Annotated in this window: 29 protein-coding genes and 1 riboswitch; of the genes, 13 read left to right on the top strand and 16 right to left on the bottom strand. The window is 32.6% G+C overall.

What is annotated here, in order from left to right:
• Window positions 1–7: 7 nt before the first annotated feature.
• The 14 genes from AXE80_RS12295 to AXE80_RS12230 all read right to left on the bottom strand — a co-directional run bounded on the left by AXE80_RS12295 (window position 8) and on the right by AXE80_RS12230 (window position 11,583).
• The gene (locus tag AXE80_RS12295) at window positions 8–814 is read right to left on the bottom strand and encodes a hydroxymethylpyrimidine/phosphomethylpyrimidine kinase (RefSeq protein WP_068827766.1); all 807 of its coding nucleotides are present in this window, start codon (window positions 812–814) and stop codon (window positions 8–10) included.
• Window positions 807–1,166 (bottom strand): four helix bundle protein, encoded by a 360-nt coding sequence (locus AXE80_RS12290; RefSeq protein ID WP_068827765.1) that lies wholly within the window; start codon window positions 1,164–1,166, stop codon window positions 807–809. The genes AXE80_RS12295 and AXE80_RS12290 overlap by 8 nt, the downstream gene beginning before the upstream one ends.
• A gap of 2 nt (window positions 1,167–1,168) precedes the next feature.
• Complete coding sequence (locus AXE80_RS12285) at window positions 1,169–1,822, bottom strand: thiamine phosphate synthase (protein WP_068827764.1); 654 nt, start codon at window positions 1,820–1,822, stop codon at window positions 1,169–1,171.
• Window positions 1,823–1,908: 86 nt separating this feature from the next.
• A complete protein-coding gene (gene thiC / locus AXE80_RS12280; protein WP_068827762.1) occupies window positions 1,909–3,771 on the bottom strand; it encodes a phosphomethylpyrimidine synthase ThiC in 1,863 nt (620 codons plus the stop codon).
• A gap of 95 nt (window positions 3,772–3,866) precedes the next feature.
• Window positions 3,867–4,070, bottom strand: a complete 204-nt coding sequence (gene thiS, locus AXE80_RS12275; RefSeq protein ID WP_068827761.1) for a sulfur carrier protein ThiS — start codon at window positions 4,068–4,070, stop codon at window positions 3,867–3,869.
• Between the two features lie 101 nt (window positions 4,071–4,171).
• A riboswitch (TPP riboswitch) is annotated at window positions 4,172–4,268 on the bottom strand.
• Between the two features lie 94 nt (window positions 4,269–4,362).
• Window positions 4,363–5,397, bottom strand: coding sequence for a dual-specificity RNA methyltransferase RlmN (rlmN, locus tag AXE80_RS12270; protein ID WP_068827759.1), 1,035 nt, complete (start codon window positions 5,395–5,397; stop codon window positions 4,363–4,365).
• A gap of 104 nt (window positions 5,398–5,501) precedes the next feature.
• Complete coding sequence (gene queA / locus AXE80_RS12265; RefSeq protein ID WP_068827755.1) at window positions 5,502–6,551, bottom strand: tRNA preQ1(34) S-adenosylmethionine ribosyltransferase-isomerase QueA; 1,050 nt, start codon at window positions 6,549–6,551, stop codon at window positions 5,502–5,504.
• A 238-nt stretch (window positions 6,552–6,789) separates the two neighbouring features.
• A complete protein-coding gene (gene aroA / locus AXE80_RS12260; RefSeq protein ID WP_068827753.1) occupies window positions 6,790–8,019 on the bottom strand; it encodes a 3-phosphoshikimate 1-carboxyvinyltransferase in 1,230 nt (409 codons plus the stop codon).
• On the bottom strand, window positions 8,019–8,279 hold the full coding sequence (locus AXE80_RS12255) for a hypothetical protein (protein ID WP_068827751.1): 261 nt from the start codon (window positions 8,277–8,279) through the stop codon (window positions 8,019–8,021). The genes aroA and AXE80_RS12255 overlap by 1 nt, the downstream gene beginning before the upstream one ends.
• Window positions 8,279–8,605: a nucleotide pyrophosphohydrolase gene (locus tag AXE80_RS12250; protein WP_068827749.1), complete on the bottom strand. Its 327-nt coding sequence runs from the start codon at window positions 8,603–8,605 to the stop codon at window positions 8,279–8,281. The genes AXE80_RS12255 and AXE80_RS12250 overlap by 1 nt, the downstream gene beginning before the upstream one ends.
• A 99-nt stretch (window positions 8,606–8,704) precedes the next feature.
• A complete protein-coding gene (gene aat / locus AXE80_RS12245; RefSeq protein ID WP_068827745.1) occupies window positions 8,705–9,352 on the bottom strand; it encodes a leucyl/phenylalanyl-tRNA--protein transferase in 648 nt (215 codons plus the stop codon).
• Window positions 9,353–9,435: 83 nt separating this feature from the next.
• Complete coding sequence (locus AXE80_RS12240; RefSeq protein WP_068827744.1) at window positions 9,436–9,798, bottom strand: DUF3127 domain-containing protein; 363 nt, start codon at window positions 9,796–9,798, stop codon at window positions 9,436–9,438.
• Window positions 9,799–9,881: 83 nt separating this feature from the next.
• Window positions 9,882–10,910, bottom strand: a complete 1,029-nt coding sequence (locus AXE80_RS12235; protein ID WP_068827743.1) for a glycosyltransferase family 9 protein — start codon at window positions 10,908–10,910, stop codon at window positions 9,882–9,884.
• A gap of 46 nt (window positions 10,911–10,956) precedes the next feature.
• On the bottom strand, window positions 10,957–11,583 hold the full coding sequence (locus AXE80_RS12230; RefSeq protein WP_068827741.1) for a C40 family peptidase: 627 nt from the start codon (window positions 11,581–11,583) through the stop codon (window positions 10,957–10,959).
• 49 nt (window positions 11,584–11,632) lie between these two features.
• Between AXE80_RS12230 and AXE80_RS12225 the strand changes: the two genes are divergently transcribed.
• From AXE80_RS12225 to AXE80_RS12180, 10 genes are all read left to right on the top strand, one after another.
• A complete protein-coding gene (locus tag AXE80_RS12225; RefSeq protein ID WP_068827739.1) occupies window positions 11,633–12,544 on the top strand; it encodes a DMT family transporter in 912 nt (303 codons plus the stop codon).
• 53 nt (window positions 12,545–12,597) lie between these two features.
• Complete coding sequence (locus tag AXE80_RS12220; protein WP_206208127.1) at window positions 12,598–13,455, top strand: YicC family protein; 858 nt, start codon at window positions 12,598–12,600, stop codon at window positions 13,453–13,455.
• Between the two features lies 1 nt (window position 13,456).
• Window positions 13,457–14,029: a guanylate kinase gene (gene gmk / locus AXE80_RS12215; RefSeq protein ID WP_068827735.1), complete on the top strand. Its 573-nt coding sequence runs from the start codon at window positions 13,457–13,459 to the stop codon at window positions 14,027–14,029.
• A gap of 6 nt (window positions 14,030–14,035) precedes the next feature.
• The gene (locus AXE80_RS12210) at window positions 14,036–14,800 is read left to right on the top strand and encodes a DUF3050 domain-containing protein (protein ID WP_083194666.1); all 765 of its coding nucleotides are present in this window, start codon (window positions 14,036–14,038) and stop codon (window positions 14,798–14,800) included.
• A gap of 1 nt (window position 14,801) precedes the next feature.
• Window positions 14,802–15,380 carry a nicotinate (nicotinamide) nucleotide adenylyltransferase gene (gene nadD, locus AXE80_RS12205; RefSeq protein ID WP_068827731.1) on the top strand — a complete coding sequence of 193 codons (579 nt, stop codon included), beginning with the start codon at window positions 14,802–14,804 and terminating at the stop codon, window positions 15,378–15,380.
• A gap of 67 nt (window positions 15,381–15,447) precedes the next feature.
• Window positions 15,448–16,491: a M23 family metallopeptidase gene (locus tag AXE80_RS12200; RefSeq protein ID WP_068827730.1), complete on the top strand. Its 1,044-nt coding sequence runs from the start codon at window positions 15,448–15,450 to the stop codon at window positions 16,489–16,491.
• A gap of 2 nt (window positions 16,492–16,493) precedes the next feature.
• The gene (locus AXE80_RS12195; RefSeq protein WP_068827728.1) at window positions 16,494–17,987 is read left to right on the top strand and encodes a GH3 auxin-responsive promoter family protein; all 1,494 of its coding nucleotides are present in this window, start codon (window positions 16,494–16,496) and stop codon (window positions 17,985–17,987) included.
• A 79-nt stretch (window positions 17,988–18,066) separates the two neighbouring features.
• Window positions 18,067–19,500 (top strand): M43 family zinc metalloprotease, encoded by a 1,434-nt coding sequence (locus AXE80_RS12190; RefSeq protein ID WP_157359405.1) that lies wholly within the window; start codon window positions 18,067–18,069, stop codon window positions 19,498–19,500.
• A 71-nt stretch (window positions 19,501–19,571) separates the two neighbouring features.
• A complete protein-coding gene (gene rsmI / locus AXE80_RS12185) occupies window positions 19,572–20,237 on the top strand; it encodes a 16S rRNA (cytidine(1402)-2'-O)-methyltransferase (RefSeq protein WP_068827724.1) in 666 nt (221 codons plus the stop codon).
• A gap of 8 nt (window positions 20,238–20,245) precedes the next feature.
• Window positions 20,246–20,563 carry a Dabb family protein gene (locus tag AXE80_RS12180; RefSeq protein ID WP_068827722.1) on the top strand — a complete coding sequence of 106 codons (318 nt, stop codon included), beginning with the start codon at window positions 20,246–20,248 and terminating at the stop codon, window positions 20,561–20,563.
• 5 nt (window positions 20,564–20,568) lie between these two features.
• Here AXE80_RS12180 and AXE80_RS12175 read toward each other — a convergent pair whose 3' ends face one another.
• Window positions 20,569–21,387 (bottom strand): hypothetical protein, encoded by an 819-nt coding sequence (locus AXE80_RS12175; RefSeq protein WP_068827720.1) that lies wholly within the window; start codon window positions 21,385–21,387, stop codon window positions 20,569–20,571.
• A 292-nt stretch (window positions 21,388–21,679) separates the two neighbouring features.
• On the opposite strand from AXE80_RS12175, the gene leuC reads away from it, so the two are divergent.
• Together leuC and leuD are read left to right on the top strand one after the other, a co-directional pair.
• Window positions 21,680–23,077 carry a 3-isopropylmalate dehydratase large subunit gene (gene leuC / locus AXE80_RS12170; protein WP_068827717.1) on the top strand — a complete coding sequence of 466 codons (1,398 nt, stop codon included), beginning with the start codon at window positions 21,680–21,682 and terminating at the stop codon, window positions 23,075–23,077.
• A 105-nt stretch (window positions 23,078–23,182) separates the two neighbouring features.
• A complete protein-coding gene (gene leuD, locus AXE80_RS12165; protein ID WP_068827715.1) occupies window positions 23,183–23,782 on the top strand; it encodes a 3-isopropylmalate dehydratase small subunit in 600 nt (199 codons plus the stop codon).
• Between the two features lie 116 nt (window positions 23,783–23,898).
• Here the strand turns inward: leuD and AXE80_RS12160 are convergent, their stop codons facing one another.
• On the bottom strand, window positions 23,899–24,828 hold the full coding sequence (locus AXE80_RS12160; protein ID WP_068827712.1) for a hypothetical protein: 930 nt from the start codon (window positions 24,826–24,828) through the stop codon (window positions 23,899–23,901).
• Between the two features lie 460 nt (window positions 24,829–25,288).
• Between AXE80_RS12160 and AXE80_RS12155 the strand changes: the two genes are divergently transcribed.
• Window positions 25,289–26,806: an alpha-isopropylmalate synthase regulatory domain-containing protein gene (locus AXE80_RS12155; RefSeq protein ID WP_068827710.1), complete on the top strand. Its 1,518-nt coding sequence runs from the start codon at window positions 25,289–25,291 to the stop codon at window positions 26,804–26,806.
• Window positions 26,807–26,843: the final 37 nt, after the last annotated feature.

Below are 26,843 nucleotides of genomic sequence, written 5' to 3'. Positions count from 1 at the left end.
ATTTATTCTAGTTACTAACTTCTGTATTCTCCATTCTTTTATGCGTTCCCAACAAAGAATCATTAGAATTTAAAAACCTCTCTGTGTAATGTTTTGCAGCTTTACAGGCATCTTCCAACTCTTGTTCTAAGCCAATACTACAAGCTAAGGCAGATGATAATACACAACCGCTTCCGTGTTTTTCTGAAACTTTAGTGGCGTTTGGAGGAATGTTTACCATTACAATTCCGCTATGATACAATTCATCCCAACCTTTTTTGTCTTTTCTGTGTCCACCTTTTAAATAAATGTTGGTTTTGCTGGCAATATGTTCTGTAGTTTCTTCTATGTCTTTTTCTGGGTACAGTAACTGAATTTCATTATAATTTGGGGTGATGATATAACATTGTTCCCAAATTTTATTCAACAAATCTTGATTTTCGTCTGTATGAAAATCAAAACCAGTAGTGGCTTTGATGATTGGATCTAAAACAATTTTTATTTCAGGATTTAAGTGTTTCAGTTGTAATAAAATATCGAGCAATGTTTGCCAAGATTGGATGATTCCTATTTTAACGATATCAATTTTAAAACGTTCAAATAAAGTTTCAATTTGCGAAAGAATCACTTTAGGTTCTGTCCATATACATTCTTTAAAATCAATATCATTCTGAACAGTAATAGCAGTACAAACAGATAAGCCATAAAAACCATGTGCTTCAAATGTTTTAATATCTGAAGTCAATCCAGCACCTCCTGAAGGATCGTGACCGGCAATAGTTAATATGTATTTACAATTAGCAGTTGGCAATGTGTAATTATCAATTCTATCCATCTCCATTTTCTTTTGATTTTTTGATAATTGTAAATAGTATTTTTAATATTTGCTCAAGTTCATCAAACAATACCTCAAATTCTTCAGACTCAATATAACCTGTGTCTTTTAAAATTCTCAACCAATATTTAGTTTCTCTAGCTTCTTTGTAAGCTATGTTTAGTTTATATATAAAGTCTTTTTTAGAGAAACCTCCAATAGCTTCTTCTGTATTTGCTCCTACAGAAGTTCCTGAGCGTAGTATTTGTTTAGATAAAACGTATTCTTTTTTCTCACTTACTAAATATTGAGAAAGTTTCACAATTTTAATTGCAAAATTGTACGTTTTGTCAAGAATAATATTGTTACTCATTGTTAATTGTTCTTTGCTAATTGTACATTGAAAAATGTTTGCATTGTAACAAAATCTTCTACTGGTTTTTCACTATTCCAAATTCCACCTAAAACACCCACTCCTTTAAAACCTAGTTTGTTAAATTCGGCTAAGTTTTCTGTTGTTACTCCTCCCATACCTACAATGATTTTATGGATGTGATTGACATCAAAACCACGGCCATTGTAACCTTGTTTTGAAATAGAAGAGAAAACAGGACTTAGTAAATGATAGTCAAACTCAAACGTACAGTTTTGTAATTCTTCTGGTTCATGAAAAGAAGAGCTTATGCTCTTAGTACTGAGTACTGAGTATTGAGTATTAAGGCTTTTAGCGTAGTTCTGCAAAAAAGTCTTTGTACTTTGTACTTTGTACTCTGTACTCAAAACGTCTCTTCGTTTTTGCTCCTGAAAATGAATTCCTTTTAGATTGTATTCGTTTATCAACTCATGAAAATAATGGACTACAATTCGGTTGTGATATTGTTTATCAATTTGATTTAAATACTCACAATGCTCTTGATAATTCTTGTGTGGTTTCCTGAAATGATAATATTCCAATCCGTTTTGAAATAACTGATGCAGTATTTCAAGTTCGTTTGGAATGTCCGTTTCTGGTGCGATTAAAACTATCATTTTTACAATGTGCAATGAACAATTAAGAATTAACAATGTGCGCTCAACAATAAATTGTCAATTGCACATTGCTAATTGTAAATAGATTAAAGGTAAACCTCTGATCCTTTTTCTTTAAACTCTTGAGACTTTTCTTCCATTCCTTTTTGGAATACTTCATTGTTCTCATCAATATCGTTTTCGGCAGCAAAATCACGTACTTCCTGAGAAATTTTCATAGAACAGAATTTTGGTCCACACATAGAACAGAAATGTGCCACTTTTGCACCATCGGCAGGTAAGGTTTCATCGTGATATTCCAAAGCACGTTCTGGGTCTAAACCTAAGTTGAACTGATCTTCCCAACGGAATTCAAAACGAGCCATACTTAAAGCATTGTCTCTATGTTGAGCACCTGGGTGACCTTTGGCCAAATCGGCAGCATGAGCCGCTAATTTATAAGTAACCACTCCCACACGAACATCTTCTTTATTAGGCAATCCTAAGTGTTCTTTTGGAGTTACGTAACACAACATAGCACATCCGTACCAACCAATCATAGCAGCACCAATACCCGATGTAATGTGGTCGTAACCTGGAGCAATATCAGTAGTTAAAGGTCCTAATGTGTAAAAAGGAGCTTCGTCACAAACTTCAATTTGCTTTTCCATGTTTTCTTTAATCATGTGCATTGGCACGTGACCTGGTCCTTCTATAAAACACTGTACTTCGTGCTTACGAGCAATTTGTGTTAATTCACCCAAAGTTTCTAACTCAGCAAATTGAGCTTCGTCATTGGCATCGGCTACAGAACCTGGACGTAAACCATCTCCTAAAGAAAAAGCAACATCGTATTGTTTTAAGATTTCACAAATTTCTTCGAAATGCGTGTACAAGAAACTTTCTTTATGATGTGCCAAACACCATTTTGCCATGATAGATCCTCCACGAGATACAATTCCTGTAACACGGTTCGCTGTCATAGGTACGTAACGTAATAAAACTCCGGCGTGAATGGTAAAATAATCTACTCCTTGTTCTGCTTGCTCAATTAAAGTATCACGGAAAATTTCCCATGTTAAGTCTTCTGCAACCCCGTTTACTTTTTCTAAAGCTTGGTAAATAGGTACGGTACCTACTGGTACTGGAGAGTTACGGATAATCCACTCACGAGTTTCGTGAATGTTTTGTCCTGTAGATAAATCCATAATATTATCTGCTCCCCAACGGCAAGCCCAAACAGCTTTTTCTACTTCTTCTTCTATAGATGATGTGGTAGCAGAGTTTCCAATATTTGCGTTTATTTTTACCAAGAAGTTTCTACCTAAAATCATAGGTTCTGCTTCTGGGTGGTTAATGTTTGATGGGATTACTGCACGACCTCTAGCAACTTCTTCACGAACAAATTCTGCCGTAATTTTTTCTGGAATGGCAGCTCCAAAATGTTCTCCTTTGTGTTGTTTTCTAATTTCGGTCATTTCGTCAATTCGTTGGTTTTCACGAATGGCGATGTATTCCATTTCTGGAGTAATAATTCCTTGTTTAGCGTAGTGTAACTGCGTTACATTTTTTCCTTTTTTAGCACGTTTTGGTTTGTGTTTTAAATCAAAACGCATGTGGTCTAAACTTTTATCGTTTAAACGCTCGTTACAATATTTAGACGTAAAAGAGTCTAATTCTTCTACATCTCCACGATCTAAAATCCACTGTTCTCTAATTCTTTCAATTCCGTTATGTACGTTAATTTCTTTGTTAGGATCTGTATAAGGTCCAGAAGTATCGTACACAGTAACTGGCTCGTTTGGCGTTTTCTTTTTAGTCATCGAATCCGTTGTGTCCGCTAAAGAAATTTCACGCATGGCCACTTTAATTTGTGGATGGATTTTTCCTGATACGTAAATCTTTTTAGAATTTGGAAAAGGCTTTCTTGTAATTTGCCCTTCTTTTGGTGCAGTGTCTTTGTTTTTCATTTTTATTGTGGTATTTGGTAGTAGGTAGAAAGTATAAGGACTTATCGTAGCTACGTATAATTGTTAATTCGTAATTGATTGATTGCTAATTGAGTTTATCCTCCCTGTGTAGCTTGTATAATTAAAACATCATCTCCTTGGTTTAGTTGATGTTGGTTCCAATTAGATTTTGAAATAATTTGTTGATTGATGGCTACAGCAATTCCGTTTCCTGGTTGAGATAATTGTAATAACAATTGCTCTACAGAACTATTCTCTGAAATTTCTTTAGAAAGGTTATTTACTTTTACGGTTATCATTATTAAAAATATTTTGGCGATAACCTTTGCAGAAGGACTCTGCTTGAAGCTGAATAAAGTGGAGTACAATGTTTGCACTCTTACAATAAAAAACAAAAGAGGTCTGCGACCTTACTTTTCCCTACGTAAGTCTTAACTTATTCAGGTTCAAAGGGTAAATCTCAGCCTTTTTTATAAAAGACACCCCTAAAGCTTATCTAATGCGAATGTATAAAAATATTTTCACAACACAATTTATAGTGTTGTAAATAAACGAATGTTAGTGATTTGTGAGTTTTAACAGGATTTAAAATTAGCTTTTATTCGCCAACTGTCCACATGCAGCATCAATGTCTTTTCCTCTAGATCTACGAACATTGACTACAATTCCATTTTTTTCTAAAATGTAAACATAATCATCAATAGCTTTATTACTTGCTTGTTGATATTTTCCGTCATCAATAGGATTGTATTCTATTAAATTCACTTTACACGGAACGTAAGAACAGAATTTTACCAAAGCATTAATGTCTTCTTGCTTATCGTTAATATCTCTCCAAACAACATATTCATAAGTAATTCTGCTTTGTGTTTTTGCGTACCAATATTCTAATGATTCACGTAAGTCTGTTAACGGAAAGTTTTTAGAAAAAGGCATGATTTTATTTCTTGTTTCTTCAATTGCAGAGTGTAATGAAACTGCTAAATTGAATTTTACTTCATCGTCAGCTAGTTTTTTAATCATTTTTGGTAATCCAGAAGTAGAAACAGTGATACGTTTTGGAGACATTCCCAAACCTTCATCACTAGTAATCATTTCTATAGATTTTAGTACGTTGTTGTAGTTCATCAAAGGTTCTCCCATTCCCATATACACAATATTAGATAGTTTGTGTTTGTGGGTTTTAAGACTTTCTTTGTTGATGGCCGCTACTTGATCAAAAATTTCATCAGCATTTAAATTTCTCATTCTTTTTAAACGAGCAGTAGCACAGAATTCACAATCTAAACTACAACCTACTTGGCTAGATACACAAGCGGTGGTTCTAGAATCGGTAGGGATTAATACAGATTCTACAATTAAACCATCGTGTAGTTTTACAGCATTTTTAACAGTACCATCTTTACTACGTTGCATATTGTCTACTTCAATATGGTTAATGGTAAAGTTGCTATCTAACATATCTCTAGTTTGTTTAGATAGGTTAGTCATGTCATCAAAAGTATGGGCAGATTTAGACCACAACCACTCGTAGACTTGGTTTCCTCTAAAGGCCTTGTCTCCGTTTGTTACAAAAAATTCCCTTAATTGATCTTTGCTAAGGGCTCTGATATCTTTTTTAGACATGATGTTTGGTGTAAAACTGTTTTGCAAAGGTACGTAACTCTGTGAAAAGAAAAATCCCGAAGTGGAAAACTTCGGGACTTTAACTTTATTATCGATAAGGTTGATTAGATAATCAACATTGCATCTCCGTAAGTACTAAATTTATATCCTTCTTTAATAGCTTCTTTGTAAGCTTTCATTAAGAAATCATAACCAGCAAAGGCAGCTACCTGCATCATTAAGGTAGATTTAGAAGGGTGGAAGTTAGTAATCATTGCATTGGCAATACTAAAATCATAAGGAGGAAAAATAAATTTATTTGTCCATCCGTCATAAGGATTTAATCTTCCGTTTGATGAAACTGTAGATTCAATAGCACGCATAACAGTTGTACCTACCGCACATACTCTACGTTTAGAGTCAATAGCTTTGTTTACTGCGTCGCAAGTTTCTTCTGAAACCATCATTTGTTCAGAATCCATTTTGTGCTTAGATAAATCTTCAACTTCAACAGGGTTAAAAGTTCCTAAACCAATATGTAAAGTTAATTCAGAAAAATCAACTCCTTTAATTTCTAAACGCTTCATTAAATGCTTAGAAAAGTGTAATCCAGCAGTTGGAGCTGCAACAGCACCTTCTTCTTTTGCATAAATGGTTTGAAAACGCTCTGCATCTTCTTCTTCAACATCTCTTTCTAAGTGTTTAGGAATTGGTGTTTCTCCTAATTCTTCTAGTTTTTCTCTAAATTCTTCGTAAGATCCATCGTATAAGAAACGCAAAGTTCGTCCTCTAGAAGTTGTATTATCGATTACTTCAGCTACTAAAGAATCATCTTCACCAAAAAACAATTTGTTTCCGATTCTAATTTTACGAGCAGGGTCTACTAATACATCCCATAAACGGTTTTCAGCATTTAATTCACGTAATAAGAAAACTTCAATTCTAGCACCTGTTTTTTCTTTATTCCCGTACATACGAGCAGGAAAAACTTTGGTGTTGTTTAAAATCATCAAATCACCATCATCAAAGTAGTCAATAACATCTTTAAATTGTTTGTGTTCTATGGTTTGTTCTTTTCTGTTCAAAACCATTAAACGAGATTCATCTCTGTACTCCGCAGGGTGTTTTGCGATTAGTTCATCAGGTAAATCAAAGTGAAATGCAGATAACTTCATGTATATGTTGTTTTTATATAAGAATGCAAAGATACAATCCTGAGATAGGCGTTGTCAAGCATATTGACGTTTATTTTTGTTTTGACTAGTAATGAGCGTTTAGCACTGAGTACTGAGAGTGAGTGTTTATGTGTAGTAGCGGTGTTTTGTAACCTAAAAAAAATGCTCAAAATTTAATTCAATTTTGAGCATTTTTCTAAACTTTGTATTGATTACTCAATACTTACTACTTTATAAGTTACTGAAATCTTTCAAAATCATCCCAAAAACTAGGGTAAGATTTTGATACCACTCCAGCATCATCAATATTAATATTCGTTTTTAACAATAGTGGGGCAAAAGCCATCGCCATTCGGTGATCGTTATAAGTTGCTATATGAACATCGCTATTGATAGTTCCGTTAAAAGCTTTTACCGTTAAAGTTTCATCTGTATATTCTATAGTTGCACCAAGCTTTGTTAACTCATTGTATAAAGCAATAATTCTATCGGTTTCTTTAATTTTTAAGGTGTGCAAACCTGTCATGTGACATTCTACCCCTAATCCAAAAGCAGTAACAGCAATGGTTTGTGCAATGTCTGGGGCTTTTACCAAATCAAACTCAACACGTTTTGGTAGCGTAAAGTTTTTAACTTTTTCTAATGTGATGGTGTGATCGTTAAAAGTGGTCGTAACTCCAAACTCTTTATAAATTTCTTGTAAAACAGAATCTCCTTGTAAACTATTTTGTTTGTATGATGAAATGTCTAATTTTCCATTTTCTGTTAATGCTACCAATCCGTAAGAATAAGAAGCAGAACTCCAATCAGATTCCACAGTAAATTCAGTGTTTTTAATTTCCTGAGTTGGATTAACGGTAATGAACTGTCCTTCAAAATTGGTAGAAACTCCTAAATCATTCAACAAACTTAAAGTCATTTGAATGTAAGGGATTGAAGTAATTTTTCCTTCGAATTCAATAGTTAATCCATCTGGTAAGGTAGGAGCAATTAATAATAAAGAAGAAATATATTGGCTACTTACGCTTCCATCAATTTTTACTTTGTTGGCTGTTAAATTAGACCCTGTAATTTTTAAAGGAGGAAACCCATCATTTTTAACATATTCTATTTTGGCTCCTAAAGAACGCAAAGCATCAACTAAAATTTTAATAGGACGTTCTTGCATTCTTGCAGATCCTGTTAAAATAATTTCTGAGTTTGGTTTTACAGCAAAATAGCTAGTTAAAAAACGCATAGTAGTTCCTGCGTGTCCTATGTTAATTTCTTTTTCTGTTGATTTTAATGCGTTTTGCATTAAGTTGGTATCATCAGAATTAGAAAGGTTGCTAATGTTGATGCTAGGGTATAACGCTTGTAAAATTAACAAACGGTTACTTTCGCTTTTAGAACCTGTTATTTGAAAAGAATCATTTACGGTTCCGTTATATTTTTTAAGGAATTTTGTTCCTATATCTGCATGTGCCATTATAATGTGTTTTTAGCTTTGCTTTTTGTTAAAAAAGCCATTACAAATCCATATCCTACAATAATTGCTGCTCTTGTAGTTACAAAAGGAACCCAGCTGCCATCTTTAAAACTTTCAGAAATAGCATTTAAATTTCCGCTTTTAAATAATTCTGCTGCTATAAAAACTATGGCCAGAATAAATCCAAAAGAAATCATAAACCTAATGGCTAATTTCCACAAAGGTGTATTTGCTATTTTTTTAATTTTTTGATTGGCCATTATTGTAGTTTTTTGTTGTTGTGATGACGATCGTGATCACGTTTTGTTTTTAAATCTAATTTAGCATCAAAAGCAGTTTGTAAATCTACTCCTGTTTGATTTGCTAAGCATAAAAGAACGAATAAAACATCGGATAATTCTTCTCCTAAATCTTTGTTTTTATCGCTTTCTTTTTCTGATTGTTCTCCGTATCTGCGAGCAATAATTCTAGCTACTTCTCCAACTTCTTCGGTTAATTGAGCCATGTTTGTCAGTTCGTTAAAATAACGAACTCCATGTTCTTTTATCCATTTGTCAACGTCAAGTTGTGCGTTTTTAATATCCATTTTTGATGGGTTAATTTTTTTTATAAATCCCTTTAGGGTTAAAACGGCTCAAAGATAAGGGTTTGTTCATCAAGTTAAAAAGATAAAAGTTAGAAAGTATTAAAGCTTCTTTTTTGATAGAATGTCTAAAAATTCTTGTCTCGGAATTTCATAAGCCCCTAAACTCTCTAAGTGATCGTTGTGTACTTGGCAATCTAATAAATTATAATTGTTTTTAACTAAATAATCATTGAGCCAAGCAAAAGCAATTTTGGAGGCATTACTAACTTTACTAAACATACTTTCGCCACAAAAAACATGTCCTTGATCAATACCATATAAACCACCAACCAGTTCATCATCCAGCCAAACTTCTACAGATTTTGCGTAACCTAGCTGATGTAGGTTGATATAGGCTTGTTGCATATCATCGGTAATCCAAGTACCTAAACCATCATATCTGTTAATGGTTTTACAGTTGTAAATAACCTCCTTAAAGTTTTGATTAAAAGTAACTGTAAAAGTATTTTTTTTAAGGATTTGCTTTAGGCTTTTAGACGGTTTGTAGTGTCTTGGGTCTAACACCATTCTCCATGCCGGACTGTACCAAATAATAGGTTCACCATCGCAATACCAAGGAAAAATACCTTGTTTATATGCTGTTAGTAAACGTTCTGTAGATAAGTCACCTCCAATAGCAAGAATATCATCTTTATTAGCTAAAGTGGGATGAGGAAATTTTACAGAGTTTTGATCTAATAAATACATAAGGCAATATTTCTATGGAGCTTAATGTAAAAACGCTTCCAATAAAATTGAAAGCGTTTTAAATATTTTTTAAGAGGATTTTCTTAGAAAGGTAAATCGTCTGGTTCTTCGTTTTGAGCAATAGAAGTAGTTTCAAAAGTAGCAGGTGCTTCACCTCCTTGAGCAGCAGGTGCAGTAGCTTCAATTCTCCATCCTGTAATAGAGTTAAAATATTTAGCTTCTCCTTGTGGGTTAATCCACTCACGACCTCTAAGGTTAATAGAAATAGTTACGTCTTGCCCTACTTTGTAAGCATCTAAAATATCTACTTTATCTTGTACAAACTCAATCATTAACATTTGTGGGTACTGCTCATCGGTAGTTAATACCAATTCTCTTTTTCTAAATCCGCTTGCTCCAAATGTTTGCGTGTCGTTAATCAACTTAATTTTTCCTGATACTTGCATGTTCTTCATTTATTTATTGAAAATCAAAAATAAATAGTTTGTTAAGAAACTAGAATATAAACTGTTTAAACTTATTAACAAATCTAAATAATTGTTGATAAAACTTTATAAATGATGGCTTTAGGGCTAATAGTTTCCATAACGTTTTCGTAGCCAGAAATTATTTTATTTCCATAAACCGATGTTGGTAATAAAGGATATTTCTTTCTATCAGCGGTTAAGCAATTGTCTTCTTGATGAAAGGGAGCAAAACCGGCATAAGGATGTGTGGCGCCCCAAATGGTGATGGTTGGAATTCCGTATAAAGCAGAAAAATGTCCGTTACCGCTATCCATACTTATCATAACTGATAAGTTGCTAATAATGGCAAGTTCTTGTTTTAGTTTTATTTTTCCTGCCATAGAAAAAGTATTGCTGTGTTTTTGGGTGATGTTGTTTAAGACTTCAACTTCTTGTTTTCCTCCACCAAACAATAAAACTTTATGTTGTTTACTTAAAGTTTCTATAACCTGTTCTATTAATTCTAAAGGATATTTTTTTCCTTGATGTGCGGCAAAAGGAGCAATTCCAATAATTTTTTCATCAGGTTGATAGTTAAATAAATCTTTTAACTCCTTAGTAAGAACTTCTTTGTTTTTTAAACTTGGTTTTTCTAAATCAACAGAAAATCCTAATAGTGAAAATACATCAGCATAGCGTTGATGTGTACTTGTTAAAGGTTTAAAAACTTTGTTTTTTAATGAGGTTAGTGCTTTTTTCTCGGCTCTTCCTTTGTTAATAAATGCCACTTTGGTTCCATCTAACTTAAAAAAAGTTCTTAAAAGTTTAGAGCGGAGTACGTTGTGTAAATCGGCAACAGCATCAAGGTTTAAAGATTTTAATTCTTTATAAAGTTTATAAATCCCTTTAAAACCTCGGTGTTTTCCTCTTACATCAGCGGTGAAAAAATGAACTTGTTCTATGTCTTCAAAAAGAGGACTTAAAAATCCTTTTGAAACAACCGTGATTTTAATATCTGGATGTTGAGAAATTAATGTTTTAATCACGGGTACGGTCATTGCAACATCTCCCATAGCAGACATTCTAATAACTAAAATATGTTTTTGATCCATGGTGTTAAATGGGTAACTTTTGTGGAAGATAATAAAGAAATATGGCTTATAAAACTTTCAAAATCATTCCGATGGTAATTTTATCACTTTTCAAATGATTAAGTTCTTTGATGTTTTGCACGCTGGTGTGGTAGGTTCTAGAAATTTCATACAAAGTATCTCCAGCTTTTACTTTGTGTGTAATAGGTTGATTGCTGTTAGGGTTTTTAGCATTGATAATTCTTTTTGCTGATATAAAAGCCTTGTTCCAATATGGCTCTTGGATGGATGAGGTAATAACTCCCTCAAAAGCAGCATGTATAAAATTGATGTTTTTTTGGTTGTTAGAAACTACAATTCCCACATGATTGATGTGATTAGAATTTAAAGTTTTAAAGAATAAAAGATCTCCTGCTGCAATTTTTTTAATAGGAATTTCTTGTCCTAGGTTAGATTGTGCTAGAGAGGTTCTAGGCATTTTAATTCCATTTTCTAAAAAACTGGCATATACCAAACCAGAACAATCCATTCCGTTTTTGTCTACACCGCCTCTTTTGTACTTTGTTCCTTGAAAACCTTTAGCAGTTTTTATAATTCGATCGGTTCTTTTAGGTTGAATATAAGTAACCGTCTTACAGGAATAAACCAGTGAGACTAGAGTGATAAAAAAAATAAAGTTTTTTATTTTATTCATATTGCTAAAATAGATATTCTACAGATATTTGATTTAAAATTTACAAAGGATGTCAAAAAGAAATCTGGCTTTATTAGCTGTGTTTAGTACAGCGGTTTTTTATGGAATTAATTACACGCTTGTAAAACAGGTAATGCCAACTTTTATGAGTCCGTTTGCATTGGTTTGGGTGCGTATTTTTGCGGCAACGCTTTTGTTTTGGATTACTTCTTTTATAGTAAAGCCTCCGGAGTTAGAGAAAAAAGATTTTTTATATGTAGCACTTTTGTCTATCATAGCTATAGTTATTAATATTTTGTCTTTTTTTAAAGGCCTAAGTTTAACCACGCCTATTAATGCGGCAGTTATTATGGTAACTACGCCTATTTTAGTATTTGTTTTTTCTTTGTTTATTTTAAAAGAAAAATTAAAGTTAAAACGTTTTTTAGGGATTGTTATTGGTTTGTTGGGCGCTTATTTTTTAACAACTTCTGGTAAAAAAATAGAAACAAACGCCGTTAATATTCCTTTAGGAAATGCATTGGTGTTTGTAAATGCTTCTGGCTATGCTTTGTATTTAATTTTGGCTAAAAAAATGATTGCAAAATATCATCCCATCACTTTTGTAAAATGGTTATATACTTTTGGGTTGTTGTTTATGACTCCTGTAGTTTTTAATGAAGTGTTAGCCATAGAATGGCATCATATTCCTTTTGATATTTATTTAATTGTTGGTTATGTAATTGTGTTTGCTACATATTTTAATTTTCTATTCAATTTGTATGGCTTAAAACATTTAAAACCAACTACAGTAAGTGCTTTTATTTATTTACAACCTGTGTTAGCTACCATATTTGCGTTGTTGTTAGGGAGTGATGAACTTTCTTGGTCAAAAACAGCATGTGCATTGCTTGTGTTTACAGGGGTTTATATGGTTACTTCTAAGCCTAATGAGTCTAAGAAAAAAGTTACTGATAAGTAGAGAAGTCTATCCCATGTAAAATCCGTATTTTTACAGCCAAATTTTTTGGATACATGATACAGTCAATGACAGGATATGGGAAAGCAATAGTACAATTGCCTACCAAAAAGGTTACTATCGAAATTAAATCTTTAAATAGTAAAAATTTAGATTTAAATGTACGTATACCTCAATATTACAGAGAAAAAGAAATTGATGTTCGTAAAACCATAGCAAATACAGTTGTTAGAGGTAAAGTTGATTTTTCTATTTATGTAGAAATGACTGCAGAAGTTTCTCAAACCAAAGTAAATGTAAATGTGGTGGCTGATTATATGAATCAGTTAAAACAAATAGCTACAGGTACAGATGTTGAGTTGCTAGATATGGCGATGAGATTGCCAGATACTTTAAAAACGGAACGCGAAGAATTAGACCCAGAAGAATGGGTGTTGATTGAAAAAGGGGTAGAAGAAGCTATTGCTGCTTTGGTGCAATTCCGTAAAGATGAAGCAGAGTCTTTGGAAATAGATTTTAGAGAGCGTATTCAAAATATTCAGAATTTAGCCATTGAAGTTAATCAACATGATGATGCTAGAATGGAAGCTGTAAAATTAAAATTACGCAAAGCTATTGATGATTTACAAGTAACAGTTGATGAAAATAGATTTGAGCAAGAGTTGATTTACTATCTAGAAAAATTAGATATTAACGAAGAAAAAGTGCGTTTGGCAAATCACTTAGAATATTTTATCAAAGAGTTAAATAACCAAGTTTCTGATGGTAAAAAACTAGGATTTATTGTTCAAGAAATTGGTAGAGAAATTAATACTACAGGATCAAAATCTAACTACGCTCCAATGCAACAAGTTGTGGTGCAAATGAAGAATGAGTTAGAAAAAATTAAAGAACAGATATTAAACGTTTTATAATATGTCATCAGGAAAATTAATCGTTTTTTCTGCTCCATCAGGTTCTGGAAAAACCACCATTGTACGTCATTTATTAGGAGAAACAGACTTGCCTTTAGATTTTTCTATTTCAGCGGCTTCACGTGAACCTAGGGTTGGAGAAGTTGATGGAAAAGATTATTATTTTTTATCAGCCAAAGAGTTTAGAAATAAAGTGGATGAAGATGCGTTCTTGGAGTGGGAAGAAGTGTATAAAGATAATTTTTACGGTACTTTAAAATCAGAAATCACTCGTATTTGGAAAGAAGGAAAACATGTGGTTTTTGATATTGATGTAGTTGGAGGATTAAATATTAAAAAACAATTCCCAAAAGAAACTTTAGCCATTTTTGTGCAACCACCTTCTATTGAAGAAATGGAACGAAGATTGAGAGGTAGAGCAACAGAAACAGAAGAAAAAATTAAAATGCGTGTGGCCAAAGCAGAACAAGAAATGGATTTTGCTAAAAAGTTTGATACCGTTTTAATAAATAACGATTTGTCTGTGGCAAAAGAAGATGCATATCAGTTGGTTTATAATTTTATAAATAAGTAAGGTTTGATGAAGATTGAAGATGTTCAGAATAAAATTCATTCAGCTATAAACAAGTTGAATTCTCATGATTTGTATAAGGATTTAAACAGTATTGAAGACATCAAACAATTTATGGAAAGCCATGTGTTTGCTGTTTGGGATTTTATGTCTTTGTTAAAAAGTTTACAGATAGAATTAACTTGTGTGTCTAAAGTTTGGATCCCTGTTAAAAACCCTGTAACGGCAAGATTTATCAATGAAATTGTACATGGAGAAGAAACAGATGTAAATGAGTTGGGTCAGCCTATGAGTCATTTTGAAATGTATTTAGAGGCTATGAAAGAAGTAGGAGCAAGTACAGTAAAAATAGATTTGTTTATCAACTTAATTAAACAGGGAGTTTATGTTTTAGAGGCTTTAAAAGAAGTTGAGGTTTCTCCTGCAGTTTACGACTTTGTGTCTTATACTTTTGAAATTATAGAAAGAGGAAATGTACACGAAATTGCAGCGGCTTTTACTTTTGGTAGAGAAGATGTAATTCCAGAAATGTTTTTGGAAATTGTAAAAGAAACCAAAAAACAAAATCAAGATAAAGCTTATACCAAATTATTATATTATTTGGAAAGACATATTGAGTTGGATGGTGATGAGCATGGTCCTTTATCATTAAGAATGATAGAAGAATTATGTGGAACTGATGAGCAAAAATGGAAAGAGGTATTAAGAGTTTCTGAACAAGCTATTGAGAAAAGAATAGGACTTTGGTCGGGAATTCAATTAGAATTGGTTTAGTATGAAAGTAGGTTTGTATTTTGGAACTTTTAATCCAGTACATGTGGGGCATATTATTTTAGCGAACCACATGTTACATTATACAGACATGGATGAGGTATGGATGGTGGTAACGCCTCACAATCCTCACAAGAAAAAAAGTACATTATTAGACAACCATCACAGATTAGAAATGGTGTACAAAGCCACGGAAGATTACGAACATATTCATCCGTCAGATATTGAGTTTAAGTTAAAACAGCCTAATTATACGGTTGATACTTTGGTGCATATTTCCGAAAAATTTCCAAATCATACATTTGCCATTATTATGGGAGAAGATAATTTAAAGTCTTTTCACAAATGGAAAAATTATGAGGTGATTTTAGAAGAATACGAGGTTTTTGTTTATCCAAGAATAAGTAAGAAGGCACAAGAGAATCAATTAGATCAACATCCAAAAATTCATTTTGTAGAAGCTCCAATTGTAGAAATTTCATCTACATTTATAAGATCATCAATCAAAGAACAAAAGAGCGTACAGCATTTATTAACTCCAAAAGTTTGGGAGTATATAGATTTAATGAATTTTTATAAATAGAAAGTAAACAATACATTTGTGAGTTGTGGTTTGGTTTTTGAAAAATCACCTAACATCAAAAAAATAAATGGCAGAAAAAAGCGGACGTATTAAAAAGAAGTGGGTTAAAAAATACCGATTGGTAGTTTTAACTGAGGAATCTTTTGAAGAGAAATTCTCTTTTAAATTAACACGTTTAAATGTTTTTGTTTTTGGAGGATTGTTTAGCATTTTTTTAATCTCTTTTACAGCAGGTTTAATAGTTTATACTCCGTTAAAAGAATATATTCCTGGATTTGAATCGCCTGAATTAAAAAAGAATGCCATCAACCTAAACTTTCAATTAGATTCTTTGGAGCAAAACATGCATGCTTTAGAGTTGTATACAGAATCTTTAAAACCCGCTTTGTTGGGTGATAAAGCCATTGAAATGGATGTTTTACCATTTGTAACCAAAGAAGGAGAATCTGTTTATCAATCTGGAATCACTAATGCTGATTCAATTCACAATAAATTAGAAAAACTGTATAAATTATTACAGGAAAAAAACAGTACTATTGAGGCTTTAAGAGAAAGGTATAAAGGTATTGAGGTAGTTGGTGAAAATGGATTAACAAACCAAGAGGATGAAGAGTCTGCAACCGAAACTTTGTCTGATGAGGAGTTAGCCTCTTTAGAAAGCTCTATTTTAGATTCTGTTTTTAGAGAAAAAGTAGAACGAGAAGAACGTTTTAGTATTTTTGGATACGAGTATAATAAAACAGAGCAAGTTTTTGTTGCTCCAATTCAGGGGAATATTACGTCAGAATACAATGCAGTTGAGCATCATTTTGCCATTGATATTGCAGCAGAAAAAGAAGCGCCTGTAAAAACAATTGCTGATGGAACGGTGGTTTTTGCAGAGTGGTCTATAGAAACAGGATTTGTAGTTGTTATTGTACATCAAGATAATTACGTGTCGGTATATAAGCACAATAGTAGAATAAATGTATCTCAAGGAGCGTTAGTAAAAGCTGGTCAGGCAATTGCTAATATAGGCTCAACAGGAGAATTTAGCACAGGCCCACATCTTCATTTCGAATTGTGGAAAGATGGCTACCCAGTAGATCCAACAAATTTTATGAAATTTTAAGAATGAGTATTAAATCAAAAATAGCATTACCGTTTGCAAAGGCTATTCGTAAACAAGTTTATAGATGGGCCAATAATCCTATAGAAACTCAAGAAAAAGTGTTTCAATATTTGATTAAAAATGCCAAGACCACCGCATTTGGAAAAGATCATAATTTTGAGAATATTAAAAATTATGAAGACTTTAAAAAGCAAGTTCCTGTGAATGATTACGAAGGAATAAGAGCTTATGTAGATAGAATTGTGGCAGGAGAATCTGATGTATTATGGAAAGGTCGTCCTTTGTATTACGCAAAAACCTCTGGAACAACTTCGGGGGCAAAATATATTCCTATCACTAAAGAGTCAATGCCTACACATATAAAGGCTGCTCGTAATGCTTTGTTGTTTTATATAGCAGAAACAGGAGATGCTTCTTTTGTTGATGGTAAAATGATGTTTTTACAAGGAAGTCCTGTGTTGTCTGATTTAAAAGGAGTTAAGTTAGGACGTTTAAGTGGTATTGCAGCCCATTATGTGCCTTCTTATTTACAAAAAAACAGATTGCCTAGTTGGGAGACGAACTGTATTGAAGATTGGGAAACTAAGGTAAATGCTGTTGTTGAAGAAACAGTAAATGAAGACATGTCTGTAATTAGTGGAATTCCATCTTGGGTACAGATGTATTTTGAAAAGTTACAAGAAAAGACAGGAAAGACTATTGCAGAATTGTTCCCTAAATTTAATTTCTTTGTTTACGGAGGGGTAAATTTTGAGCCTTATAAAAGCAAGTTCGAAAGTTTAATTGGAAAGAAAATTGACTATGTAGAATTATACCCTGCATCCGAAGGTTTTATTGCTTATCAAGATTCTCAAACAGAAAAGGGAATGTTATTGCAGTTAAATAGCGGTATTTTTTATGAGTTTATTCCTGCGGATCAATTTTTTGAAGAAAATCCACCGCGTTTGTCTATTGGCGAAGTTCAGTTAGGAGTAAATTATGTAATTATATTAAATACTACAGCAGGGCTATGGGGATACAATATTGGTGATACTGTTGAGTTTACCACTTTAGCTCCTTATAGAATAAAAGTAACGGGTAGAATTAAACATTTTATTTCTGCTTTTGGAGAACATGTAATTGGTAAAGAAGTAGAGAAGGCTTTAAATGATGCTATTATAGAAACCGATGTAACGGTGAGTGAGTTTACAGTTGCTCCTCAAGTTACACCAGAAAATGGTTTGCCTTATCACGAATGGTTTATAGAGTTTGAAAATGAACCAAAAGATATGGAGGCATTTGCAGCCAAGATTGATAAATCTATGCAAGAACAAAACATTTACTATTTAGATTTAATTACAGGTAGTGTGTTAAGACCATTGGTGGTTACTAAGGTAAAAAAAGGAGGGTTTCATGAGTATATGAAGTCTATTGGTAAATTTGGTGGACAAAATAAAATCCCTCAATTATCTGATAACCGTAAAATAGCAGATGTATTACAAAATTTTAAAGCTTAAATTAAAATAATCAACGGATATAGTGAAGCTATCAAAAGTAAAAAAATCTATAAATAGAAAATCCATAAACGGTCAAAGGATGGTTTTTAGGATGGGTTTGGTTTTTACTTTAATGAGTGTAGCTTCATCATTTGCTCAGCAAAAAAGCTTAGGTTATAAAATGACCAACGCCAATGTTAGGGCTGCGGCTTTTACAGGTTTTGTAAGGTGTGCTACAGTTGAGTTTGAGCAAAAATTATCTCAGAAATATTCTAATAAACCTTCCGAAGAGGTTTTTGAAGCTTGGATGTCTTCCAAAATTTCACAAGCAAAAAAAAGTAGGTTCAATGGTAAATTAGCAGCAGAAACTTATAATATTCCTGTGGTGATTCACATCGTTCACAATGGTGATGAGGTAAACTCAATAGGAAATGCTACAAGTGAAAATATTTCTGATGCCCAGGCAAGATCTCAAATAGAAATTTTAAATCAAGATTATAGAAAAATGGCAGGTACTCCGGGTGGTGCAAACTCTACAGGAGCTGCTGTTGATGTTCAAATAAATTTTTGTTTGGCTAAACAAGATCCTAGTGGTTTTGAAACTACAGGAATTGTTAGGCATAATATTACTCCCTACAACGATAATGTTGACAATGGTGATGACGGAGCTGATTGGGAAACCTACGAAGATGTACAAGCAATGAAGGCTGCTACGCAATGGGATCCTACTAGATACTTAAATATTTGGACCATAAGAACTGGGGGAGAAAGTGTTGAAGATGGTGGCTTAGATGATTTGTTGGGTTTTGCTCAATTTCCAAGTAACTCAGGTTTACAAGGTATAGATGTTATTGGTGGAAATGCTGTTACAGATGGAGTCGTAATTGCTTTTCATGCTTTTGGTGCATATTCTCAAAATGATGGTTCTTTTTTAATGAATGATCAGTATAACGAAGGTAGAACAACAACTCACGAAATGGGGCATTGGTTAGGACTGAGACATATTTGGGGAGATAATAATAATTGTGGAAATGGAGATTATTGTTTAGATACTCCCGATGCTACCGAAGAACACTACGATTGTAGTCAAACCTATGATACTTGTATAAATGACGGCTTAGGAAACGATATGGTAGAAAACTATATGGATTATACTACTGATGGATGTATGGATACGTTTACCCAAGATCAAAAAGATAGAATGATTACGGTAATGGAAAATTCTCCACGAAGAGTGGAGTTATTAAATTCTCCAGTTTGCAATCCTCCACAATATACTAATGATGACTTAAATAACTTTGTATTAAAGCCAAATCCGGTTATAGATAAAACTTTAATAGTAGGTTTTGCAGAGGGAATGGTTAAAGTTTCTGTATTTGATGCTTATGGAAAAGTTTCTTACACAGAAAAGGTTTATGATGTTGATACTTTTTTTTCTTACGAATTAGATCTTAGTCGTTTTACATCAGGAGTCTATATTTTATTGATTGAGAATAAGAATAAAAAAATTGTAAAAAGAATTATTAAGAAATAGGTTGGTATATATTAATTATAAAGTTGATTTAACTTTATTGTGAAAAGCCAATTTACCTAATATCAAAAGAAATGAAATTATATTTAGTTCCTACACCTATTGGAAATTTAGAGGATATGACTTTTAGAGCGATTAACGTTTTAAAAGAAGTGGATTTGGTATTGGCAGAAGATACTCGTACTAGTGGAAAATTGATGAAACATTTTGAGATTACAACTCATATGCAAAGTCATCACATGCACAACGAACATAAAACCGTAGAGCAAATTGTTCAGAAAATTAAAGGAGGAACCAAAGTAGCGCTTATTTCTGATGCTGGAACTCCAGCCATTTCAGATCCTGGTTTTTTGTTAACTAGAGCTTGTATTCAAAACGGGATAGAGGTAGATTGTTTGCCTGGTGCAACAGCTTTTGTTCCGGCTTTGGTAAATTCAGGTTTACCAAATGAAAAGTTTGTTTTTGAAGGTTTCTTGCCTGTGAAAAAAGGTAGACAAACACGATTACAAATTTTAGCAGAAGAAGTAAGAACAATTATTTTGTACGAATCTCCTCATAAATTGGTAAAAACATTAACACATTTATCAGAATATTTAGGAGCAGATAGACAAGCTTCTGTGTCTAGGGAATTGACAAAAATGTTTGAAGAAACACAGAGAGGAACCTTAACAGAATTAGCCCAGCATTATACAAATAAACCTCCTAAAGGAGAAATTGTTTTGGTAGTGGCAGGTAAATAAAAAAGAAAATGGACAATAAAGTATTTTATCACAACGTATTTTTTTGGTTAAAAGAACCTAACAGTGTAGAAGATTGTTTAGCGTTTGAAACGGCTTTACAAAAGTTTTTAAACGCTTCTATTTATACAAAAACATCAGCAATAACAAAACCAGCTCATACCCAAAGAGAGGTAGTTGATAATAGTTATACTTATGCTTTGTTAGTGAGTTTTGAGACTAAAGCACAACACGATTTGTATCAGGCGGAAGAAGCACATCAATTGTTTTTAAAAGAGGCTGCTTATTTGTGGGAAAAAGTACAAATTTTTGATTCTGTTGCATTATAACAATTTTATCGAACATCAAAGGAGTCAATAAGTCTGTCCGTTAATTGTTCGTAATCCTCGTTTTCTCCAATCCATACAGCCATTAAATAAACCATCTGAAGGTTGTTTTTAACACAGGTAATACTTTTAAAATAAATGGTGTTGCCATCACTAGTAAAATTTCCTTTTTTGATGAGTGCTGGGTATTGATTTACAAAAGTATCGGTGTCTGAGAAATATAAATCGGTACCATTTACTTTTTCCATCGCCTGACTAATTGATCCGTTTGAAGCGCCTTTTAAATTTACACTTCCTATAGATTCGTTGTACTCAACAGTAGTCATTAAGATGTTGAAGAGTGGGTTTTCATTATAATTGTAATTATTCATTTTAACAATCATAGCCTTTACTTCATCAGCAAGGAGTAGATCTGTTTTATCTTCAGTTAATAGATATGGAGATTCAAAAGAAACTTGTTTTTTAGAAAAATACTGTCTATTCCAATCTTTATCTAATAATTCAGAAACAGGATAAGCCAGTTCGTGAAAAAACTGGAATGCTTTTACACTGTATTTGTTTCCTAAAAAAAGTAAGACAAAAAAGAGAAAGCCTAAGGTTAATCGTTGTAAAAATTGTTTAGGACTTAATTTCTTTTTTGGCTTTTTAGATTTGGATTTATCAACCCCAATAATGGTTTTATAATCTTCAAGAGTTTTATTAGGATGTTTTTGTTGCCAAGCTTTAAAATTGTTCGATATTTTTTTTCCGCAAGCATCACAAAAAATCTGATATTCAGATTTGATAGGGTTAAAATGATGACAACTTTCGCACTTAATAAATTTCATGAGTTTGTTTTGGGTATGATAAAGGTAAGTATAGATATTTTAGCATAAAAATGAATTTTATAAATCAGATAAAATTTATTTCTAGCAGTAATGTTATAAAGGGTTTGTTAAATTTTACATCAGAATAAGCCTATAGTTTTAGTAGTTTGAATTTTGGGATTAGTTAATTTTGGGTATCGTAATAATTTAGAGGGAGTCTAATTGATTATCCTCGCTTTTTTTGTAAATTTGCCGACCTGTAATTCATTGAATTGCAACCATAACAGAAAACAATAAATAAGTCGAAATCAATATGGCAACAACATTATTTGACAAAGTTTGGGATTCACATGTAGTGCGTCACGTAGAAGACGGACCAGATGTATTCTTTATCGATCGTCATTTTATCCATGAAGTTACAAGCCCAGTAGCCTTTTTAGGATTAGAAAGTAGAGGAAACAGTGTACTTTATCCAGAGCGTACATTCGCAACGGCAGATCACAACACTCCAACTATTAACCAACATTTACCTGTAGAAGATGCTTTATCTGCTAATCAGTTAGATGCTTTGGAAAGAAATGCTAAGAAGCATGGAATTTCTCACTGGGGATTAGGAGATGTTAACAACGGAATTGTACACGTAGTAGGACCAGAAAATGGGATTACTTTACCAGGTGCAACTATTGTTTGTGGAGATTCACATACATCAACTCACGGTGCTTTTGGAGCTATTGCTTTTGGTATTGGTACTTCTGAGGTAGAAATGGTATTATCTACTCAATGTATTATGCAGTCTAAGCCTAAAGCTATGCGTATCAACGTAAATGGTAAATTAGGATTAGGTGTAACTCCTAAAGATGTTGCTTTATACATTATTTCTAAGCAAACTACTTCTGGAGCTACAGGTTTCTTTGTAGAATATGCAGGAGATGTATTTGAAGATATGACTATGGAAGGTCGTATGACTGTGTGTAACTTGTCTATTGAGATGGGTGCTCGTGGTGGTATGATTGCTCCAGATGAAAAAACTTTTGAGTATATCAAAGGTCGTTCTCAAACTCCAAAAGGAGCTGATTGGGATAAGGCAATGGAATACTGGAAAACATTAAAAACTGATGAAGGTGCTCAGTTTGATGTAGAGTTTAACTACGATGCAGCAGATATCGAGCCAATGATTACTTACGGAACAAATCCAGGAATGGGAATGGGAGTAACTAATTCTATTCCTACTGCAGAGTCTGTAAAAGGTGGAGTTGAAACTTACCGTAAATCTTTAGGTTATATGGATTTCCACGAAGGAGATTCTATGATTGGTAAAAAGATTGACTTTGTATTCTTAGGATCTTGTACAAACGGACGTATAGAAGACTTTAGAGCTTTCTGTTCTGTGGTTAAAGGACGTAAAAAAGCAGATCATGTAACAGCATGGTTGGTTCCTGGATCTCACAAAGTAGTAGATCAGATTAAAGAAGAAGGATTAGATAAAATTATTACAGAAGCAGGTTTTGTATTAAGAGAGCCAGGATGTTCTGCATGTTTAGCAATGAATGATGATAAAATTCCAGCAGGAAAATTATCAGTTTCAACTTCTAACCGTAACTTCGAAGGACGTCAAGGACCAGGATCTAGAACTTTATTAGCTTCTCCATTAGTAGCTGCGGCTTCTGCTGTAGAAGGTGTGGTTACAGACCCAAGAACATTATTAGTATAAAAGTTAAAAGTACAAAAGTTAGAAAGTAAAATTGTCAATGGAGTTTTTTTAAGTATTACAACTTTAAACTTTAGAACTTTAGAACTTTAAAAACAATAAAACAATATGGCTTACGATAAATTTGAAGTATTAACAAGTACAGCTTATCCATTACCAATTGAGAATGTGGATACAGATCAAATCATTCCTGCTCGTTTCTTAAAAGCAACTGAGCGTAAAGATTTTGATATTAACTTTTTCCGTGACTGGAGATTTAATGCAGATGGAACTCCAAAAGCAGATTTCCCTTTAAATAAAGAGATTTATGCAGGATCTAAAATTTTAGTAGGAGGACGTAACTTTGGTTCTGGTTCTTCTAGAGAGCATGCAGCTTGGTCTGTATACGATTTTGGATTACGTTGTGTAATTTCATCTGAATTTGCAGATATCTTTAAAAACAACTGTTTAAACGTAGGGGTTTTACCTGTACAAGTTTCTGCAGAATTTGCTGATAAATTATTTGCAGCAATTGAAGCAGATCCTAAAACCGAAATCAAAGTAGATTTACCAAGCCAAACAGTTACTTTAGTAGCAACTGGTGAATCTGAATCTTTTGATATTAATCTTTACAAAAAAGATAATATGTTAAATGGTTTTGATGATATCGATTACTTAAAAAACATTGAAGGAGAAATTACTGAATTTGCAGCTAATAGACCTTTCTAAAACAAAGATGTTCTGGCATAGTTAGAACATTCTTAATCAATAAAAAAGCGTTTCACTTCATTGTGAAACGCTTTTTTTATGACTAAATTTATATGGATAGGTGTATTTAATAAGATTTAATGTTCAAATGTAATGTAATCTACACTCTCATCTTTATAGGCTGTAAAGTCAAAGTCAGTTTCACCATCATGATTAAAGTTATTATCAGATGTAAAATATAAGTTAAGAGTTTGGTTATCTGCTAAACTGGCATTAAAATCTAGAATTCTAAATCTTTTTAAATTACCATTTTGAGAAATAACTATAGTTCCATTATATAGTGAAAGAATATCATCTACAATTATTCCATTAGTAAAATTACCAATAGCTCCAATTTCATATGGATATTTAGCTCCTGTAGCGGTTGTCCCATTGTCTAATGTTACCTCCCATTCAGTTCCATATACGGTTACACTTATTATGTTCCCTGTATGTTTAAGCGATCTGAAGCTAAATCCTTTTGATAAGTAATGCCAATGTTCATATACGTTAACCACAGTAGTTGTTTCTTCGGTATCAGGATCAGTCGTTGTGTTTTCAATAGTTTCTGTAGTAATTCCCTCAGGCTTTCCATGTATTAATAACAAATTATAAATATTACTGTTATTAATGTCTATTCCATCTATTAATTGATAATTAGTTGTTCCTCGTTCATGAAATTTAACAAATACTTGCTCTAATTGGTCTATAGTGTCATTACTAGTCGTTATTTTACGAGTAAAAATATCAATATATCCAGATGATTGTTGGTTTGAAGTTATTCTGTATGAAGTAACAGATATTGGTGTTAAATCAATTGAAGTTTCTTCTGAACTTACTGAAATACTATCATAATTTTTAGCATCAAAAGTAAGTTTTATTTCTTCGTCGGTAAAAGCATTTTGCTTTTCTAAGGAGATGTTGGTTACAAACTTATCTGTGTTAGATTCTAAATTATCATCTTCTGAACATGCAGATAAAAGAATGGCGAATAAACAGGTTTTGAATGTAAAAATTGCTTTTTTCATAATATATATTATAGTTTAATGTTTGATTATTAAAACTAAAGATTAAACTATAATAGATGATGCTCTTATCGTGCTAAAGTATTCTTATATCATGTGTATTTAATTTATTAACCCCATCAGTTAAATATTTTAGTTGTTTAATATAGAGATGCTATGGTATTTTGTTAACGATAGATAAGGAATAATAAATAATGGGTGTGTTGTTTTAAATTATCAAATTCTTATATGCTCTAGAGTTTAGAATGTATTTAATGCTTTAATCAATCATAAAAATGATTTATATAAGCAAATTTGAGGTTCGGGTGGTTTTTATAGTGTATTGCATATTGTAAAATGTTTAACTTGTTAAGTGAAACGCTTTTTTTATCTTTGCCTTTCGTGTTTTTTAGGGTGGTTTTTAAATAAACTAATTGTAAATCAGACTTTAAAAACAAAACACCTTAGAAATTAGCTTTATATCATGAGCAGAAAGAAAATAGAAATAATGGATACTACACTTCGTGATGGTGAACAAACCTCAGGAGTGTCATTTGCAGCAAACGAAAAATTAACTATTGCTCAATTATTATTAGAGGAATTAAAAGTAGATCGTATAGAAATTGCCTCGGCACGTGTGTCTCAAGGCGAGTTTAATGCTGTTAAAAATATTACAGATTGGGCTAAGGAAAATGGTCATATCAATAAAATAGAAGTATTGACTTTTGTAGACAAAGGAACTTCTATTAAATGGATGATTGAAGCTGGTGCAAAAGTGCAAAACTTGTTAACTAAAGGTTCTATGAATCATTTAGAACATCAGTTAAGAAAAACACCTGAACAACATTTTTCAGAAATTTCAGAGTCAGTTAAATTGGCTAATGAAAATGGAATAGAAACCAATGTATACTTAGAAGACTGGTCTAATGGAATGCGTAACTCAAAAGAATACGTATATCAATATTTAGATTTTATAGTTACTCAGCCTGTAAAAAGAGTAATGCTTCCAGATACTTTAGGGATTTTAACTCCGCAAGAATCTTTTGAGTATATCAAAGAAATAAAAGATAAATACCCAACATTACACCTAGATTTTCACTGTCATAATGATTACGATTTAAGTGTTGCTAATGCGATGGAAGCCATTAAAGGTGGAACGGATGGTTTGCACTTAACATTAAACGGAATGGGAGAACGAGCAGGAAATGCTCCTTTGGCTAGTGTAGTGGCTGTGGTTAATGATTTTATGCCAGATTATTTGGTAGAGGTAAACGAAAAAGCTTTATACAAAGTAAGTAAAATGGTTGAGGCTTTTTCTGGATTTAAAATTCCAGAAAGTAAACCAATTGTAGGAGAGAATGTATTTACTCAAACTGCTGGAATTCATGCCGATGGTGACAATAAAAAGAATTTGTATTACAATGATTTGTTACCTAAGCGTTTTGGACGTAAGCGTAAATATGCTTTAGGAAAAACATCTGGTAAAGCCAATATTCAAAAAAACTTACAAGATTTAGGCTTAAGCTTAAATGATGAAGAGTTAAAATTGGTTACTCAAAGAGTAATTGAGTTAGGAGATAAAAAAGAGTTGGTTACTCAAAACGATTTGCCATATATTATTTCTGATGTGTTAAACTCTAATACCATTGCAGAAAAAGTAAAGGTAGAAGCATATGTTTTAACTCATGCCAAAGGTTTAAAACCATCAACAACAGTTTCTGTTTCTTTTGAAGGAGAAATTGTAGAAGAAAGCGCTAGCGGTGATGGTCAATATGATGCATTTATCAGAGCATTACGTAAAATTTATGATAAAAAAGGGTTAGTTTTGCCAACGCTAACCGATTATGCAGTACGTATACCACCTGGTTCTAATTCTGATGCTTTGTGTGAAACAGTTATCACATGGAATTTAAATGGGAAAGAGTATAAAACGCGTGGTTTAGATTCAGATCAAACAGTATCTGCAATTATGGCAACCGAAAAAATGTTGAACATTATATAAATAAGAATACAGGATAAAGGTTTTATAAAACCGAATT

It is taken from the genome of Wenyingzhuangia fucanilytica, from assembly GCF_001697185.1.
Classification (GTDB): domain Bacteria; phylum Bacteroidota; class Bacteroidia; order Flavobacteriales; family Flavobacteriaceae; genus Wenyingzhuangia; species Wenyingzhuangia fucanilytica.
This window is presented reverse-complemented; position numbering and strand designations above follow the sequence as displayed.